Raw genomic sequence first — 18,257 nt, 5'->3', positions numbered from 1 at the left:
AGTCTTTGACGCCTCGAAAGAGCGGGTGATTAATTGTCTCGAGACGCAACAAGGAGGTTGTCGGTGTCGCCATTGCCGGGATCGGATCGAATCCGCGCCGCACGTACCAAGCTCGAGGCGGGAAATGCCCTGTTCGCGGCGGTACGCAAGGATCCGCGCATCGCCCGTGACCTGATCACCGGCCTGGTCGGCGCCGCCCGATCACAGTCCGCCCCCCTGGCCGCGCACGCCGAAGAGGCGGACGGTTACCTCACGCCCGCCGGGGTGAGCGACTACGCCAAATCCGCGCATGCCCGCCGTAGCATCACCGTGGCACCCGATACGGTGGCGGCCTATCTGTCGGATCTGAGCCGGCTGGCCGACTGGTTCACCCTGCACGCCGGCTGGCGTGGACAGGCGCCCGGCGCCGTGCGGGAGGGTTTGACGTTCACGCAGCAGGCGCTGGTGATGGGCATCCCCGCCGAGTTGCGCTGGACGGTCGTCGAGGCCGGTGAGCGCGGTTTCGCGCTGGCCGGGGAGGGGCCGCAGGGCGTGCGGCTGGGGTATTGGCTGACCGTCGCCGGTTCCGGCGATCAGGCGACGGTGTATTTCGATGCCGGACTGGGTGGCCCGCCCGTCGAAGGCCCGCTGGGCGCGTCGGTGGCTCGCAGTCTCGGCGAGGCGATGGAGCAGTCCCTGGCCCGCCTGCCCGAAGCGATCGCCGCGGCCGGGCCGGTGAAAAAGCGTGCCGCGCAGCCCATCCGGCACCGCGCCTCGGGCACCGAGATCGATCCGCGCACCCCCGTGCTGGTGGGCGTCGGGCAGATCACCCAGCGCACACCGGATTCCGGGTACGGCGATCCGGCCGCGCTCGCGGTGACCGCGTTGCGCCGCGCCGCGGCCGACAGCGGCGCCGGGGAGGATCTGCTGCGCCGTGCGGACGCGGTGTTCGCGGTGGCGTGCACGTCGTGGCAGTACCGCGATATGGGCGCGGTGGTCGCGCAGCGATTGGGCGTAGCCGGTGTCGACACCGCGCAGTCGAGTCCCTTCGGCGGCGACGGCGGTCAGCTGGTGATCAACGAGGCCGCGGCGGCGATCGCGGCCGGTGACTACGACATGGTGCTGGTCACCGGCGCGGAGGCCGGAGCGACGCAAGCCGCCGCGCAGCGCGCCGGTATCGAACTGTCCTGGCCGCAGCAGGGTTCCGAGGTCGCGCCGACCCGTTCGATCGGTATCGACAAGCCGGCCAACAATCCGGCCGAGACCGCGGCCGGCCTGATCGCGCCGATCAATATGTATGCCCTGATGGAGTCGGCGAACCGGCATCGGCTGGGCCGCAGTCCCGGCGATCACGCCGAGGCGGTGGCCGAACTCTGGTCACGACTGTCGGCGGTGGCGGCGCGCAACGAGTTCGCCTGGCAGCCCGAGGAATTCGATGCCGATCGGATCGCCACTCCCGGTCCGGACAATCGCATGGTCTCCACGCCCTACACGAAGCTGGAATGCGCGAATCTGACCGTCGATATGGCCAGCGCCATCGTGATGTGCAGCGCCGCGGCCGCGCAGGAGGCCGGAATCGCGCAGGACAAATGGATTTTCATCCACGCCGGCGCCTCCGGGCACGACGAGTGGTTCACCAGTGAACGCGCCGAACTGGCCGCCTCACCGGCGATCGCGACATTGGGCCGGGCGGTGCTCGAACACAGCGGTATCGGTGTCGACGCGCTGACCCATGTGGATCTCTACGCGTGTTTCCCGGTGGCCGTGCAGATCGCCGCGCGCGAATTGGGGCTGGCGATCGACGATCCGGCACGTCCACTGTCGGTGACCGGCGGGCTGACCTTCGGCGGCGGTCCGGGCAACAACTACGGCGGTCACGCGGTGGCGACGATGGTGGGGCGGTTGCGCGCGGAGCCGGGCACCTTCGGCCTGGCGAGTTCGCTGGGCTGGTATGTCACCAAACACGCACTGGGCGTGTATTCCTCGCTGCCGCCCGCCCAGCCCTACCGGCATCTGCGCCCGATCATCGAGAATCCGCCGGCGCGCCCGGCCCGCGGCACCCACGACGGTCCGGCGGTGGTGGAGGCCTTAACCGTCGCCTATGCCCGCGACGGACAGCCGGAAGCGGCGATTCTGAGCCTGATCGAACCCTCAGGCGGTCGAATCCTGCTGCGCAACACCGACTCCGAATTGATCGCGGAACTGGTCGACGGCGATCTGCTGGGTCTGCCGGTGACGGTGTCCGGCCACGACATCAAGGTCGAGGGCCGCGAACGGGTGGAATTGCCGGCCCCGCCCGCACCACCGGTGCTGGTGGAGCGGCGCGGCCCGATCACGATCATCACCCTGAACCGCCCGCAAGTGCGCAATGCCGTGAATCTGGCCACCGCCCTCGCGCTGGAACGGGCCCTGGACGCCTACGAGGCCGATCCGTCGGCGCAGGTCGCGATCATCACCGGCGCGGGTGGCTATTTCTGCGCCGGAATGGATCTCAAGGCCGCCTCGCGCGGTGAGACACCGATGACCGAGAAGCGCGGACCGCTCGGTGTCACCGCGCAGCCACCGGTGAAGCCGTTGATCGCGGCGGTCGAGGGGCCCGCCCTGGCCGGTGGCTGCGAGCTGGCGCTGGCCGCGGATCTGGTGGTGGCGGCCGAGGATTCGACGTTCGGGATCCCGGAGGTCAAACGCGGACTGGTGGCCGTCGGCGGTGGCGTGTTACGGCTGGCGCAGCGGTTGCCGCGGGCGGTGGCGATGGAGCTGGCGCTGACCGGTGATCCGATCTCCGCCGACCGTGCGGCGGCGCTGGGACTGGTCAATCAGGTGACCGAATCGGGGAAGGCGCTCGACGCCGCATTGGAGCTGGCGCAGCGGATCGCGGTGAACGCGCCGTTGAGTCTGGCGGCGAGCAAACGCATCATCGACGAATCACCGGACTGGTCCACCGATGTCGCGTTCACCCGCCAGTTCGAGGTGTCGGGCAATGCGCTGTCGTCGGAGGATGCGGCCGAGGGTGTGCTGGCGTTCGCGCAGAAGCGCACGCCGGAATGGAAGGGCCGCTGAGCAGCGCCGCGCGCACGGCCGCGACCCGGCACCGGTTGCGGCCGTGAGGTTCACGCGGTGAGAGCGGTGTAGGCGTCCGCGTAGAACACCGACTTGATCGAACCCAGGGAGCCTTGATCCTTGGCGCCCAGCGGGGCCAGGAGCGCGGCCGCGGTCTCGACCTCCGCGCCCGCGGCGGCGGTGGCGTCGACCAGGCCGTACTCGTGCGCCTCGAGCCCGCCGAATCGGCGGCCGGTGAGTACGGCGGCGGTGACGGCCTCGGCCGACAGCTTCGCCTGCACGAGCGCGGCCAGCGCCGGGGTGAACGGCACGCGGATGTCGACCTCGGGGAAGCAGAAATAGCCGCGATCGGCGCGCATGACGCGCTGATCGTGCGCGAGGGCGAGCATGGCACCGGCGCCGAAGGCATGGCCGGGCAGGGCCGCCACACTCGGCACCGGCAGGGTGAGCACGCGCGCCAGCAGACCTTGCACCTGTTCGACGTACCAGGGTGCGCGGTCGCCGTGGGCGCTCAACCAGTCCAGGTCGAGTCCGTTGGAGTAGAACTTGCCGCTCGCGGTCGTGATCAATCCGCCGGCACCGTCGGCGAGGACGGTGTCGAGATGAGCGTCCACGGCGGCGAGGAACTCGGGTGAGAAACGGTTTTCGCCCGTGCCGAGGTCGAGGACGGCGACGCTGTCACGGTAGGTGAGAGTGGGGGACATCGGGTCTCCTTCGGTTTTCGGTGATGACCGGTGTTCGTGCGGGTCAGTGTTTCGGTGGTGGCCCGGCGGTGACGGCGGCCCGGACGGCCGCCCGCAACCGCATGCGGGTGTCGGCATCGGCGAGGCGGTCGCGCGACAGCAACAGCGCGGTGGGCAGATCGACGATGCAGGCGGTGACCACCTCGACGGCGCGCCGGTCCTCCCGGTGCCACAGGTGCGCCGACAGCCTCCGCATCACCGCGACGAGCGCGCGGTGTTGTGACCGCACCTCGGCGGCCACACTCTCGGGCAGCTCCGCGGCCAGGACCTCGTCGTGGCGCAGCATCGTCACCAGACGCGAGGAGGCCGGATACCGTTCGGCGAACTCCGCGGGCGCCTCGGCCGCGCGCACGACCGCCTGCACGGCGGCATCGCTGCCGGAACCGCCGGCCAGCGCCGCGTCGACGAGTTCGTTCTGTACGTCCAGGAACCGGCGCGCGGCGCGAATCCACATGCGCGCCACCAGTTCCGCGCGCGAGCCGAAACTGTGGTAGATCGCCCCGTTCGACATCCCGCTGGCAGCCGCGACCGCGCGGATGGTCACCGCCGGCACACCGGCGGCCACGGCGAGCGCTTCGGCGTGGTCGAGAACGACGTCGAGGTCGTGAATGCGGGGGCGGGGCACGACCTCACCATAACAGAGCAACTGCTCTATTATCGGGTACCCCCGTTCTCGCGGTCCGTGATGCGGCCGAGGCGCTGCGCGCCGCAGGACGCGCCGGTAGTGTCGCGATCATGTGTGCTGCACTTTCGCCCGACCGATTCCGCACCGCATTGGTACTGGGCGGTGGCGGCCCCGTCGGGATCGCGTGGATGGCGGGGGTGATGGTCGGATTGCGTGCCGCCGGGATCGATCCCGCACGCGCCGACCGGATCGTGGGCACATCGGCGGGGTCGGTGGTCGGTGTGGTGCTGGCGGCGGGCGGCGATCTGGAACACCTGGGGACCACCCGGTCACCCGGCGGTGAATCGTTCGCGCCGGATCCGCGCCGGCTCGCCGAGATCTTCTCGCTGCGGACCTCGGGTGGCGACGCCCGCGAAATCCGCCGCCGCATGGGCGAATTGGCTCTGGCCGCCGAGGCCGGTGATCCCGGCGATCACGTCGAACGGATCGCCCGGCTGGCCGGTGTCGCCGAATGGCCCGAGGCCGACCTGCACGTCACCACAATTGATATCGGCACCGGCGAACTGCAGGTGTGGACGCGCGACACGGCGGCGACGTTGCCGCAGGCGCTGGCCGCGAGTACCGCGGTGCCCGGTGTCTTCCCGCCGATCCCGATCGGCGAATCCCGCTATTTCGACGGCGGGGTGCGCTCGGCCCTCAACGCCGACCTGGCCGCCGGTGCGGAGAACGTGGTGATCATGGAACCGCTCGCGCACATGTTCCCCCGTACCCGCGCCGACGGCGCACACGGTGCGGCGACCGAGATCTCGCTCGCCCCCGACGCCGACGCGGTGGCGGTGTTCGGCTTCGACGTGTTCAACCCGGCCGCCTTGACTCCCGCCTACGAGGCCGGGTTGCGCCAATCAGCGGATGCGGCAAAGCAATTGGCCGCCGTGGGCTTCGATGCCTGAGACCGGCGCCTGAACCAACGCCTCGTACCGGGCCTGGGATATCGGCTCAGCTGCCGACCGCACCCAATCCGTGCTGCGGCAGTTCGGGCAGCGCGGTGCGGTAGAGCCAGCTGTCCCACAGCTCGCGCAGGGGTGCGGGGCTGTAGTGGCCGGCGAGGTCGGTGAAGTCCTCGGCGGCGACGGTGCCGTAGCGGTGCCGGGCGGTCCAGTCGCGCAGCAGGGCGAAGAAGGCGTCGTCGCCGAGGCGCAGGCGCAGCGCGTGCAGGGTGAGGGCGCCGCGTTTGTAGACGCGGTCGTCGAACATCGATGCCGGCCCGGGGTCGCCGATCACGAGGTCCTGCGGGGCCCGGGCGAGGTTCTGGCGGGCGGCGCGGGCCAGTTGGTCGGCGCTGGGTCCGCCGCCGGCCTGGGACCAGATCCATTCGGCGTAGCAGGCGAACCCCTCGTGCAGCCAGATGTCGCGCCACTGCCGCACGGTGAGACTGTTGCCGAACCACTGGTGGGCCAGTTCGTGCGCGATGAGCCGTTCCGCGCCGCGCTGCCCGTCGCAGTGGTTGGCGCCGAAGATCGACAATCCCTGTGCCTCGATGGGGATTTCGAGGTCGTCATCGGTGACGACCACGGTGTAGCCCTGGAACGGGTAGGGCCCGAACCGGCGCTCGAATTCGGCCATCATCTGTGGTTGGCGGGCGAAGTCGTGGTCGAAGGCGGTGCGCAGCCTCGGCGGCAGCACCGCGGTCATCGGCACCTTCGTGGCGCGTCCGGCGTCGATGCGGTGCGACCGGTAGGGCCCGATCTGGATGGTGGCCAGGTAGGAGGCCATCGGCTCGGACTGCTCGTACACCCAGGTGGTCTGGCTGGATTTGGTGGTGCGAGCGGTCAGCACGCCGTTGGCGAGCGCGTGGTACGGAGAGTCGGTGGTGAGCGAAATCCGGTAGCTCGCCTTGGAACTGGGGTGATCGTCGCACGGGAACCAGGACGCCGCGCCGTTGGGCTGGCTCGCCACGAGCACACCGTCGGTGAGTTCCTCCCAGCCGACCTCACCCCACGGCCCGCGCACGGGTTTCGGGGTGCCGCCGTAGTGCACCACGATCGACAGTGCCGCGCCCGCGGGCACGTGCCGGGCGGGTGTGATCGTCAGCTTCCCGCGACTGTGGGTGTATTTGGCGGGTTTGGCGCCGTCGACGAAAACCTTCGCCACACTCAGTGTCTGCGACAGATCCAGCGCGAATCGCGGCTGCACCGCGGTGGTCACCGCCGTGATGGTGGCCCGGCCGGTCAGCCGGTTGGCGGCGACCTTGTACACCAGATCCAGTTCGTAGCGCGAGACCCGGTAGCCGCGGTTGCCGTTCTGCGGCAGATAGTCGTCGATCGGCGCCTCGGCGCCACCTCTACCCAGCTTCATCGACGACCTGCCTTCACTTGCCGCGCCGGGTATCCGGCCACGGCGCAATCGGATTGCCCTGCCACCGGGTCGAGGGCGGGACGGTGTCCCCGCGCATCACCAGTGATGCCGGGCCCACGGTCGCACCGGCGCAGATGCGGGCCGCCGGCAGTGCCACACAGTGCGGGCCGAGGGTGGCACCGGCGTCGAGGGTCACACTGTCCATGGACATGATCCGATCATGGAACAGATGTGTTTGCACGACACAGCCGCGTTCCACGGTCGCCCCGTCACCGAGGCTGACCAGATCGGCCTCGGGCAGCCAGTACGATTCGCACCACACTCCGCGTCCGATGCGCGCGCCGAGCCCCCGCAGCCAGATGTTCATCACCGCGGTGCCGGTGGCCGCGCGCGCGAACCACGGCGCGGCAACGGTTTCCACGAACGCGTCGCATACCTCGTTGCGCCACACGAACGAACTCCACAGCGGATGTTCCACCTTCTGGATGCGGCCGACGATCAGCCACTTCGCCGCCACCGCGCACGCTCCGGCGACCGCACCGGCGATCAGCAGCACCACACCGGAACACAGGGCGGCCAGCCAGTATCCGGGCCCGGATGCCAGCCAGGCCAGCGCGAACAGCACCCCGAGCCCGATGCCGAAGCTCAGGATCACCGGGAGGAGCCGGCAGGTTTCCACCAGCGCGCGGGCCAGTTTGAGTTTCAGTGGCGGGTCGAAGGTGCGGGCGGTGTCGGAATCGCCGGCGGTGCGGCGCAACCGCACCGGCGGGCTGCCCAGCCACGACGAACCCGCTTTCGCCTTCTCCGGAGCCGCCGACAACACCGCCACCAAACCGTTCTTGGGCACCCGCCGTCCGGGCGCGGTCATACCGGAGTTACCCAGAAAGGCCCGCTTTCCCACCTTGGCGCCGCCGATGTGCATCCAGCCGCCGCCGAGTTCGTAACCGGCGATCATGGTGTCGTCGGCGAGGAAGGCCCCGTCGGCGACCTTGGTGAATTTCGGCAGCAGCAGCACCGTCGACGCCTCGACGCCCTTGCCGACGTCGGCGCCGAGCAGCCGCAGCCACAGCGGGGTGAGCAGACTGGCATACAGCGGGAACAAGAAGGTGCGCGCGGAGTCGGTGAGCCGTTCGGTGGCCCAGGCCTGCCAGCCGACGCGGCTGCGCACCGGATGGTAGCCCTCGGTCAATCCGATCGACAGCACCCGGATCGCGACCACGGTCACGGCGGCGAACACGGCGAGCACGATCAGCGCGGCCACCGGAAGCATCAGCATCGCGTGCGCCAGCGCCCCGGTCAGGGTGGTTTCGTCGCGGATCCACCAGGCCAGCAGCAGCCCGCCCGCGGCGAGGGCGATCACCGGCAGCGCCGACAGCAGCATCGAGGTCACCCCGAAGGCGAGCACCCAGTGCAGCGCGCGCGGCGGTGTGGTAGCGGGCCAGCGATGTTCGGCGGGACCGACTTTCACCGCGGGCGATCCGGCCCAGCTCTGTCCGGCTTTCACCTTCCCGAACACGGCCGAGCCGGGTTCGATGACGGCGTTCTTGCCGATCACCGCGCCGGGCATCACCGTGGAGCGGGAACCGACCACCGCACCGGGGCCGATGCGGATCTCCCCGATGTGCACGAGGTCACCGTCGATCCAGTATCCGGCCAGGTCCACTTCCGGTTCGACGCTGCACCCGTCGCCGAGTTCGAGCATCCCGGTGACCGGCGGCAGCGTGTGCAGGTCGACGCCGCGTCCGATGCGGGCGCCCAGCGCGCGGGCGAACGGCACCATCCACGGTGCGCCGGAGAGGTTTTCCGCGCCCGCGGCCTCGGCCATCCGCACCGCCGTCCACAGGCGCAGGTGGACCGAGCCGCCGCGCGGGTAGCTGCCGGGGCGCACGCCGCGCAGCAGGAGCCGGGCACCGGCCACACAGATCGCCATCCGGCCGGGCGGTGAGATGAACAGGACGAATCCGGCCAGCGCCCACCACCACGACAGTCCCGGCATCCAGGGCAGCGCGCCGAAGCGGGAGGCGATGTTGGTGACCACGCCGAGCCAGGTCAGCCATTGCAGGCCGGTGAGGGTGGTCAGCGGCACGGAGGCCAGCACCTGGATCCATTGCGCGCGCCGTGGTGTCGGGATGACGTGGCGGGTGGGCGCCTGTTCCGACGGTGCGGCGGCGTCGATGAATTCGGCCAGCGCGCCCAGGCGCGGATGGTCGTAGAGGTCGGCGACGGTGATCTGCGGCAGTCGTTCGCGCAGCGCGGTGACCAGTTGCGCCGCCGACAGCGAACCGCCACCGAGGTCGAAGAAGTCCGAATCCAGGCCGTCGATGTCGGCGCCGAGCACCGAATGCCACAGTCCCGCAAGCCAATACGCGGTGCCGTCCAGTCCCGCGCCGGGTTCGCCGTCGGCGCCGGGCAGTGGCCACGGCAGTGCGTCACGGTCGACCTTTCCCGATGTGCGCGTGGGCAATTCGTCGAGAACGGCGAGGCGCGGTACCAGGGCGGCGGGCAGTCGTTCGGCGAGCAGTTCCCGCGCGCGCGGCAGGTCGATGTCGTCGTCGCCGGTGGACAGGTAGCCGACGAGGATCGGGGTGCCGGTGGCGGTGGTGCGCACGGCGGCCGCGGCGGCGGTGACGCCGGGCAGATGTTGCAGCGCGGCGTCGAGCTCGCCGAGTTCGATCCGCCGTCCGCCGACTTTGACCTGGTCGTCGGCGCGGCCGAGGAAGATCAGACCGGCGGGGTCGTTGCGCACCATATCGCCGGAGCGGTAGGCGCGTTGCCATCCGAGGGTCGGCATCGGCGCGTATTTCTCCGCGTCCTTGGCCGGGTCGAGGTAGCGGGCGAGTCCGACGCCGCCGATGACCAGTTCACCGGATTCCCCGGCGGCGACCGGGGTGCCGTCGGCGTCGACGACGGCCAGATCCCAGCCGTCCAACGGTAATCCGATGCGCACCGGCGGGGTGCCGGTGAGCTGCGCCGCGCACGCCACCACGGTGGCCTCGGTGGGCCCGTAGGTGTTCCACACCTCGCGGTCGTCGCTGCCGGCGAGCCGTTCGGCCAGTTCCGGGGGGACCGCTTCGCCGCCGAAGATCAGCAGCCGCACCGCGTCGAGCGCCTCGGGTGGCCACATGGCGGCCAGGGTGGGCACGGTGGACACGATGCTGATCTCGCGGCGTACCAGCCACGGCCCGAGGTCCATCCCGCTGCGCACCAGCGCGCGCGGCGCGGGGACCAGGCATGCGCCGTGCCGCCATGCCAGCCACATTTCCTCGCAGGAGGCGTCGAAGGCCACCGACAGTCCGGCCAGGACCCGGTCGCCGGGCCCGATCGGCTCCTGCTGCAGGAACATTCGCGCTTCGGCGTCGACGAAGGCGGCGGCGTTGCGGTGGGTGACCGCGACACCTTTGGGGGTTCCGGTGGAGCCGGAGGTGAAGATGATCCAGGCGTCGTCGTCGACGGTGGGGCCGGTCGGGTCGGGGTCGGCTGCCACACGGTCGCCCTCGCGGCGCGGGGTGGTGCCTTGCGGCCCGGCGGCGGTGTCGTCTCGCCGGGTGGCGGTGATGCCCTCGCCGGTGACGACCGCGGCGACCGCGGCCTCGCCGAAGACGAGCTCGGCGCGTTCCTCCGGATCGTCGGCGTCGACGGGCACGTAGGCGGCCCCGGCGTGCAGGACGGCGAGGATGGTCACATACAGCCGCGCGGTGCCCGACGGGATCCGCACGCCGACCCGGTCGCCGCGGCGGATGCCCGCCGCCCGCAGCTCGGCCACCGACGTGTCGATCGCCGCGAGCAACTCCTGGTACGTCAGCACCTCGGTGCCGTCGTCGACGGCATCGGCATCGGGGTACGCGTGTGCTGTTTCGGCGAGGATGTCGACCAGTGTCCGGGGCTGCGCCGCCGCGGCTCCGCGCAGCAGCGGCGAGGTCGGAGCGTGCGCCGTGCGCTGCCCGGAGTCCGAGTCGCGGGCCTCGAGGGCCGATTGTCCGTCGGTGCCGGTCACCGTCGGGCCGGAGGGGCCGACATCTGTGCCGGTTCGGGAGTCGGTCGTCGTCTGGGAGTCGGCCGCGGTCTCGGAGTCCGTGCGGGGTTCGGAGTCTGTCGCGGCTTCGGAGTGCGTCGCGGCTTCAGGGGCCGTCGCGGCTTCGGAGCCGATCGCGGCTTCTGCGTCCGTCAGAGCTTCGGAGTCTGTCAGGGCTTCGGGGGGCTCACCATTCGTGTCGCTGCCCGAGGGCGCGGTGGGCGGCGCATCGGTAGCGCCCGCACCCGACTGCGAACCGACGATCACGTTTCTGCCTGCCTCTCCCGTTCCGGCTATCGGACGTCCGGTTGTCTCACATTGGGGTTACCGTTGCGCAAACACCAGCTGTCCGGTTCACGCGCGTCCGGGCCGCCGCAGCCCCCGACAGTCGCACCGTCGGCCCGCCCTATTGTCCCAACACAACCGCGCGTTCGCGTCCGCGGGGGCGATGGGCGTGTTCGCCCGCGATATGCCAGAACCCGATTGCCGCGAACCGCCCCCGTGTGCCGGGTCGCGGCCGGACGGTCAGCTGTCGACGTGGACGTGCGGGCGCTGATTGGGGTCGGCGACGGCGCGGCGCAGGATCTCCCGGGTCACCGGCGCCACCTCGCCCTCCCCGACGAACAGGAATTTCAGCAGGTTGAGCAGCGGATTACCTTCGGTCCATTCGAAATACACGTGTGGATTCATGCCGGTGCGGTCGCGTATCGCGAGCAGGATCGCGGCGATCGAGTTGGGCACCGCGGCGGCTTCGACGGAAAGGATCTTGTAGCAATCGATTTCGACGGCGCTGACGTTGAGGTCGGTGGAGAATTCCGAGGCGTCCTTGACGATCACCTCGAGGAACAGGATGGGCTCCTTGGCGGGGATGTGGCTCTCGATCCGCTGTTCGGCTTCCTTCTGCCGGTAGTCGTCGGGCCGGCGGGCGTCGACGTCGTCGAGGTCGTGGGTGACGATGCGGATGGTGCCCGAGGCGGCGATCTTGTCGATCAGCCAGGCGGCCTTGTCGTCGAAGTCGACCTCGATGGCCCGCAGTTCGAAGGCGCGCCGCGCCCGTGAGACGAACGACACCACGATGATGGCGATGATGAACAGCGAGGCCAGCTGCACGCCTTCGGGCCGTTCCACGATATTGGCGATGGTGGTGTAGACGAATACGGCCGCCACGGCGCCGAATCCGAAAGCTTTGCCGCGCTGGTGTTTTCGTGCCGCGGACAGGGTGACGGCGACGGCGGCGGAGGTGATCAGCACCAGCACGCCGGTGGCGTAGGCGCCGCCCTGGGCGTCGACGTCGGCGTCGAAGTACCAGGTGATGCCGAAGGCGATCACCGCGAACACGAGCACCAGCGGCCGGGTGGCGCGCGCCCATTCCGGGGCCATGCCGTAGCGGGGCAGATAGCGCGGGACGAGGTTCAGCAGTCCGGCCATGGCCGAGGCGCCGGCGAACCACAGGATGGCGATGGTGGAGATGTCGTAGACGGTGCCGAAGCCGTTGCCCAGATACTGGTGGGCCAGATAGGCGAGCGCGCGGCCGTTGGCGGATCCGCCGGATTCGAATTCGTGCTCCGGGATCAGCACCACGGTGATGAAGCTGGTGACGATGAGGAATGCGCTCATGATCAGCGCGGCGGTGGTCAGCAATTTGCGCGCGCCGAGGATGCGGCGTTCCGGGTGCTCCTCGGTGTCGTCGGGGCCGCCCTTGATCTGCGGCATCACCGCCACTCCGGTTTCGAATCCCGACAGTCCGAGCGCGAGTTTGGGGAACACGAGCAGCGAGATGCCCACCATCGCGACGACGCTGCCGTGCTGGGCGGTCATGGCGTGGCCCCAGTCCACGACCAGGTGCGAGGCGGTGGCGACCTTCCACACGCCGACGACCGCGACGACCAGGTTCAAGGCCAGATAGGCCCCGACCAGCCCGATCGCGATCCGGATGGCCTCGGCGAATCCCTTGAGGAAGATCGCCGCCAGCAGCGCCAGCAGGGCGAGGGTGATCGCGAGCGCGTGTCCGCGCAGCGCATGCGGCACGAACGGGTTCTCGACGATGTGAGCGGCGCCGTCGGCCGCCGACAGGGTCATCGTGATCACGAAGTCGGTGGCGGCGAAGCCGAGCAGGACGAGGATGAACAGTTTGCCGGTCCAGCGGGGCAGGATATCGGCGAACATGGCCAGCGACCCACCGCCGTGCGGGGATTCGCGGGCCACCCGCCGATACACCGGCAGCGCGCCGAGCAACGTCAGCGCGACCAGGACCAGGGTCGCCAGCGGCGAGAGCACACCGGCGGCCAGGGCGGCGATGCCGGGCTGGTAGCCGAGGGTGGAGAAGTAGTCGACGCCGGTCAGGCACATCACCTGCCACCACGACCGTTGGTGCTGTTCTTCGGCCTGCTTCACCATCGGGCCGGGATGGTGGGAGTAGCGGTCCTCGTCGGCGCCCTGCAGCAACCATTCCGTCAAAGCCGAACGCGGTCGTCCGGTGGCGGTGGCGGTCACGTGGTCCCCCTCGGGAGCATCTGTCCGGGCATCCCGGAGTCCAGCGATATCCGGGTCAATGTACGTGGGCCGCCACCGGAGTCACGCGGACCGGATGCCGTGCCCCGCAGCACAAAACGGCAAATCAGACACCATATCCGGCAAATCCGGCGCGGTACCGGCCGGTGACTCCCGTTCACCGGCCACGTCGCGCTGTGAGCGGAGTCACCCACCCCGATATCATCGCAGGTGGATCCCACCGCTCGAGCCGGCCGCGCCGCGCGCGCCCGGTTTGCCGGACCGCCCACCGGGTACCCGTGTACTTCGTGTCCCCCGTCGCAGTTTCGCGGCTGGGCGCGCAGCAACCGAAATCAGGTGAGGAGGAGCGCGCGTGAGCACCAGCCTGCCGCACGCCCAGCAACGACGTTCGGTGGCCGCCGCGGCCATGGGTAACGCCACCGAGTGGTACGACTACGGCGTCTACGCGGCCACGGCCTCCTATCTGACCGACGCGTTCTTCCCCGGCTCGCTGGGCACCCTGGGCACACTGCTCGGTTTCGCCATCTCGTTCGTGCTGCGCCCGATCGGCGGCATGGTGTGGGGTCCGCTCGGCGACCGGGTGGGCCGCAAGATCGTGCTGGCCACCACGATCCTGCTGATGGCCGCGGCCACGGGCTGTATCGGCATCCTGCCCACCCATTCGGCGGTGGGTATCGCCGCGCCGATCCTGCTGATTCTGCTGCGCGTCGTGCAGGGTTTCTCGACCGGCGGCGAATACGGTGGCGCGGCCACCTACATCGCGGAATCGACCGATGAGCGCCGCCGCGGATTCCTCGGCAGCTTCCTCGAATTCGGCACGCTGTGCGGATTCGTCGGTGGCTCCACGGTGGTACTGATCCTGCAGGTTCTGCTCTCCGACGACGCGATGGAATCGTGGGGCTGGCGCATCCCGTTCCTGCTGGCGGTGCCGCTGGGCCTGATCGGGTGGTATCTGCGCAGCAAGCTCGACGAATCGCCGGTGTTCACCGAGGTCGCCGAGCATCAGAAGGCTCAGGGCGGGTTGCGGATCCTGCTGCGCGACTACCGGCGTGAACTGCTGACCATCGCCGGGCTGGTGGTCGCGCTCAACGTCGTCAACTACACGCTGCTGGCGTATCAGCCGACCTACCTGCACAACACGCTGGGCATGGGCGATTCCGAGACCACGGCGATGGTGCTGATCGGTCAGATCGTGATGGCGCTGGTGCTGCCGCTCTCGGGTGCGGTCTCCGACCGGGTGGGGCGGCGGCCGATGTGGCTGGTGTCGCTGGTGGGGCTGGCGCTGCTGGCGATCCCCATGTATTGGCTGATGGGTCAGGGCGCGGCGTGGGCGATCGTCGGCTTCGTCGTGCTCGGTCTGCTCTACGTTCCGCAGTTGTCGACGATCTCGGCGACGTTCCCGGCGATCTTCCCGACGCAGGTGCGGTACGCGGGATTCGCGTTGGGCTACAACATCTCCACCGCCGCGTTCGGTGGTACCGCACCGCTGATCAACGAGTCGATCATCGACGCCACCGGCTGGCATCTGTTCCCCGCCTATTACATGGTCGGAGCGTGCCTGGTGGGTCTGGTGGCGTGGTTCTTCCTGCGGGAGACCGCGGGGGTTTCGCTGGCCGGTACCGAGGTTCCCGACGCGGCCGACGAGGAACCGGTTCCGCAACCGACCTGAGCCCCTCCGGCCCGAGCCCCACGGCTTGCGGCGGATGCCGCGCTCGTGTGTGATCGAGCGAGCCGGCACGCGGCAGGCACGGCCGGGAAGGAACGACGAGCCCAGATGCTCCCACTGGAGTCCGGTGATCCGGCGACCATCGGCCCGTATCGTCTGCTCGGGGTGCTCGGCGCCGGCGGGATGGGCCGAGTTTATCTGGGCCGCAACGCCGGTGGCCGCACGGTCGCGGTGAAGGTGGTGCGCCCGGATCTGTCCGGCGATCCCGAATTCCGCACCCGATTCCGGCGGGAGGTGGCCGCCGCGCGGCAGGTGACGGGGGCCCACGCGGTCCCGGTTCTGGACGCCGATGTGGAGGCGCAGCGGCCGTGGCTGGCCACCGGATATGTGGCGGGGTTGTCGTTGCGCGAGGCGGTGGACTCGTTCGGGCCGCTGCCGGAATCGGCGCTGGTCGCGCTGGCGGCGGGTTTGGCGCGGGCGCTGGCCGATGTGCACGCGGCCGGGGTGGTGCACCGCGATCTGAAACCGTCCAACGTGCTGCTGACCCTCGACGGGCCGCGGCTGATCGATTTCGGCATCGCCCGCGCGGTCGACGACGACTCGCTCACCACGACCGGCAAGGTGATCGGTTCGCCGGGATATATGGCGCCGGAACATATTTCGGGCGATGCGCCGGTGGGGCCCGCGGCGGATGTGTTCGCGCTCGGCGGCGTGCTGGTGTACGCCGCCAGCGGCAGCGGGCCGTTCGGTTCGGGTGATTCGATTCCGATGCTGTGGCGGGTGATGCAGGAACCGGCACGCCTCGACGGCCTGCCGGCGGCGTTACGTCCGATCGCGGGGGCGTGTCTGGACAAACAGCCCGGCGATCGCCCGACGCCCGCCGATATCGAAAGACAGTGTGTGGCTTTGGGTGAGGCCCGGTCGGGCTGGTTGCCGGGCCCGATCCTGGAGGCCATCAGCCGCCAGGCGGTGATGCTGCTGGATCTGGATTCCGATCCGGCGCCGCACATTTCGTCACCGCACATTCCGTCATCGAGGACCGCAGCTCCCGAGCTTCCCTCGACGCTGATCGGTTCGGCGGGCCGGACCGGTGCTGCCGGGCACGCGAACACATCCGTGCCGCCGAGCGAGGCTTCCCCATCGACTGTGCGGGCATCACGTCCGCACGATACGGGCCGGCCGTGGCCCGATACGCCGGGACGACCCGTGAATACCGGCATGCCCGGGCGGACGGCTCCGTGGCCCGGTGCGCCGTCGTCATCGCCCGCGCCCTGGGCTCCGCACGGCGCCATCCCGGGCGCAGGGCACAGTGAAAGCCCGCCCGCACAGAGGGATTCGTCGCGGCGCCGGGTGGTCGTGGTCGGGTGTGTGGCGGTGCTGTTGGTGGCCGCGGCGGTGATCAGTGCCACGCTCGCCTTCCGCAGCGCGTCATCGGATGGTGCGGGATCGGCCGCCGGCACCGAAACCACGGTCGAGACCGGCGTATCCGAGGAGACGTCGGCGCCGGAGACGACGGCGGCGGCGGGCGACTTGTCGGCGCTGCCCGCCGATTACGTGGGCACCTGGAAGGGCACCGCGACCGACGGGCTGGCCACCTACGACATCGTCGTCACCCTGCGCGCGGGCGCGGTGGGCACAGAACTGGGCAGTGCGAGCAATACCGGCCGGACCAGTCGTCTCACCTGCCGGCGCGCCGAGACCCTCACCTCGGCGAGCGAGTCCACGATCACGCTGCGCGCCCGCTTGGTGTCGGGGGCGACCTGCATGGACGACGGCCAGTCCTCCACCCTCACGCTGAACCCGGACCACACCGCCGCCTACTCGATGACCGGCCCGATCGGCGCGATCACCGGAACCCTGCGACGTCAGTGACATCTGTTGCGGCACAAGCGATTAGCCTCGGCCGTCTCATGACGGCAGGTGCACCACCGCGATCGCCGGTTCGCTGAGGCTGCCCAGGTAGAGGGTGCCGCCGGATTCGGCGACGCCGGTGACCATCGCGTACCGGTCCGCTTCGCGTTGCAGGTCGTGGACGAGGGCGCCGTCGAAGTCGTAGGCCTGTACCCAGACGGTGCGGGCGGGTTTCGGCTGCAGTGCGGGCGGGACGGCGCGCACGATACGGCGCAGCACGCCAGGCAGGGGAAGCAGCCTGTCCAGGATCGGGTTGCGCGGTGTGACGAGCGCGGCCCAGATGTGACCGTCGCTGCCGAGTCCGAGATTGTCGGGGCAGCCGGGCAGGTTCTCCACGAGGTAGTCGGTGTGGCCGGCGCGGGGTCCGGTGAGGTGGTGGCGGGCGATGCGGTAGCCGCCAGTTTCGGCGACCAGCACGCAGGAGCGGTCGGGGGCCACGACGATGCCGTTGGCGAATTGCAGTCCGTCCACGAGGGTGTCGACGCGTCCGTCGGGGTTGCGGCGCAACAGCCGGCCGGTGCCGGAGTGTTCGAGGATGTCGCCCATGTAGTCGTCGAGCGGATAGCGGCAGGTGGATTCGGAGAAGTACACGGTGCCGTCGGTGTCGGCGACGACGTTGCTGGCGAAGTTCAGCGGCACACCCTCGACGCGGTCGCAGAGGATTTCCAGGGTGCCGTGCGGGCGGTCCAGGCGCAGCAGTCCGCGGTCGGCGTCGCAGATCAGCAGCGATCCGTCGGCCCCGGCGTGCAGGCCCAGTGGCCGGCCACCGGTGTGGGCGATCTGCTCGACCGCGCCGGTGGCCGGGTCGACGGCCAGGACGGCGCCGTCGGCGATGCCGGTGAGGATCCGCCCGTCGGGTGCGAGCACCACATCCTCGGGACCGGCGCCGGGCAGTTCGAGCAGCCGCAGCTCGGGCATGGCCGGTTCGCTGTGCGGGGCGCGGGCCCGGGCGGGCGCCGGCGGGGGAGTCCAACGGGTCGGCTGGAAAGACATGACTCACCTTATCCACCGAGCGGCGGCCCCGAGGCGTCACCACCTTCGGCGTAGGCGGGTGATCACCCCGGTGTCGGCAGGCAGGCCGACGATCGGTGGTGCACAGTAGTCGCCGCGCCGAGCGAGTCGATGGAATCACCTCGAGCGCAACGGGTTACGGCCTTCCCGGCCGGCCGTACAGTGCCCGGTGATCATCAGCGCCGGCGAACACGTCGATGCGCTGTCGGCATGTGGCGGCGCCGGCGCGTGATTCCGCCGGTCCTGGTTTCGGTTTCGACGGGATAGTGGTGTGACGAGTGTCAGGGCTCCGGAGCGAAGCGGTGCGGATGGCGATTTCTGGGATGCGGCGCGGTGGCGGCCCGCGGTCGTGGTCCGGCGCGGGGCGCGGTGGCTCGGCGCGAG

General features: G+C 70.2%; 10 protein-coding genes. 4 read left to right on the top strand and 6 right to left on the bottom strand.

Going from position 1 to position 18,257, the window contains the following annotated elements:
- Positions 1-63 precede the first annotated feature (63 nt).
- A complete protein-coding gene (locus IRT45_RS01685) occupies positions 64-3,039 on the top strand; it encodes a crotonase/enoyl-CoA hydratase family protein (protein WP_309240753.1) in 2,976 nt (991 codons plus the stop codon).
- Positions 3,040-3,089: 50 nt separating this feature from the next.
- On the opposite strand, the gene IRT45_RS01680 is transcribed toward IRT45_RS01685, so the two are convergent.
- Both IRT45_RS01680 and IRT45_RS01675 read right to left on the bottom strand, forming a co-directional pair.
- Positions 3,090-3,743 (bottom strand): enoyl-CoA hydratase-related protein, encoded by a 654-nt coding sequence (locus IRT45_RS01680; protein WP_194804109.1) that lies wholly within the window; start codon positions 3,741-3,743, stop codon positions 3,090-3,092.
- A gap of 43 nt (positions 3,744-3,786) precedes the next feature.
- A complete protein-coding gene (locus tag IRT45_RS01675) occupies positions 3,787-4,407 on the bottom strand; it encodes a TetR/AcrR family transcriptional regulator (RefSeq protein WP_194804108.1) in 621 nt (206 codons plus the stop codon).
- A gap of 110 nt (positions 4,408-4,517) precedes the next feature.
- Here IRT45_RS01675 and IRT45_RS01670 point away from each other — a divergent pair, with 110 nt between their 5' ends.
- The gene (locus tag IRT45_RS01670) at positions 4,518-5,357 is read left to right on the top strand and encodes a patatin-like phospholipase family protein (RefSeq protein ID WP_194804107.1); all 840 of its coding nucleotides are present in this window, start codon (positions 4,518-4,520) and stop codon (positions 5,355-5,357) included.
- Positions 5,358-5,403: 46 nt separating this feature from the next.
- Here IRT45_RS01670 and IRT45_RS01665 read toward each other — a convergent pair whose 3' ends face one another.
- The 3 genes from IRT45_RS01665 to IRT45_RS01655 form a co-directional block, all read right to left on the bottom strand.
- The gene (locus IRT45_RS01665; protein ID WP_194804106.1) at positions 5,404-6,762 is read right to left on the bottom strand and encodes a M1 family metallopeptidase; all 1,359 of its coding nucleotides are present in this window, start codon (positions 6,760-6,762) and stop codon (positions 5,404-5,406) included.
- A 13-nt stretch (positions 6,763-6,775) separates the two neighbouring features.
- Positions 6,776-10,756: a Pls/PosA family non-ribosomal peptide synthetase gene (locus IRT45_RS01660; RefSeq protein WP_194804105.1), complete on the bottom strand. Its 3,981-nt coding sequence runs from the start codon at positions 10,754-10,756 to the stop codon at positions 6,776-6,778.
- A gap of 543 nt (positions 10,757-11,299) precedes the next feature.
- Entirely contained in the window at positions 11,300-13,171 is a 1,872-nt protein-coding gene (locus tag IRT45_RS01655) for an amino acid transporter (RefSeq protein ID WP_228533392.1), read from the bottom strand.
- Between the two features lie 520 nt (positions 13,172-13,691).
- Between IRT45_RS01655 and IRT45_RS01650 the strand changes: the two genes are divergently transcribed.
- Both IRT45_RS01650 and IRT45_RS01645 read left to right on the top strand, forming a co-directional pair.
- Positions 13,692-14,954: an MFS transporter gene (locus tag IRT45_RS01650; protein WP_194804388.1), complete on the top strand. Its 1,263-nt coding sequence runs from the start codon at positions 13,692-13,694 to the stop codon at positions 14,952-14,954.
- 105 nt (positions 14,955-15,059) lie between these two features.
- Entirely contained in the window at positions 15,060-16,823 is a 1,764-nt protein-coding gene (locus IRT45_RS01645) for a serine/threonine-protein kinase (RefSeq protein WP_194804103.1), read from the top strand.
- 36 nt (positions 16,824-16,859) lie between these two features.
- Here IRT45_RS01645 and IRT45_RS01640 read toward each other — a convergent pair whose 3' ends face one another.
- A complete protein-coding gene (locus IRT45_RS01640; RefSeq protein ID WP_228533342.1) occupies positions 16,860-17,855 on the bottom strand; it encodes an SMP-30/gluconolactonase/LRE family protein in 996 nt (331 codons plus the stop codon).
- Between the last annotated feature and the right edge of the window lie 402 nt (positions 17,856-18,257).

This window comes from Nocardia sp. BSTN01 (genome assembly GCF_015354405.1).
In the GTDB taxonomy this organism is placed as follows: domain Bacteria; phylum Actinomycetota; class Actinomycetes; order Mycobacteriales; family Mycobacteriaceae; genus Nocardia.
This window is presented reverse-complemented; position numbering and strand designations above follow the sequence as displayed.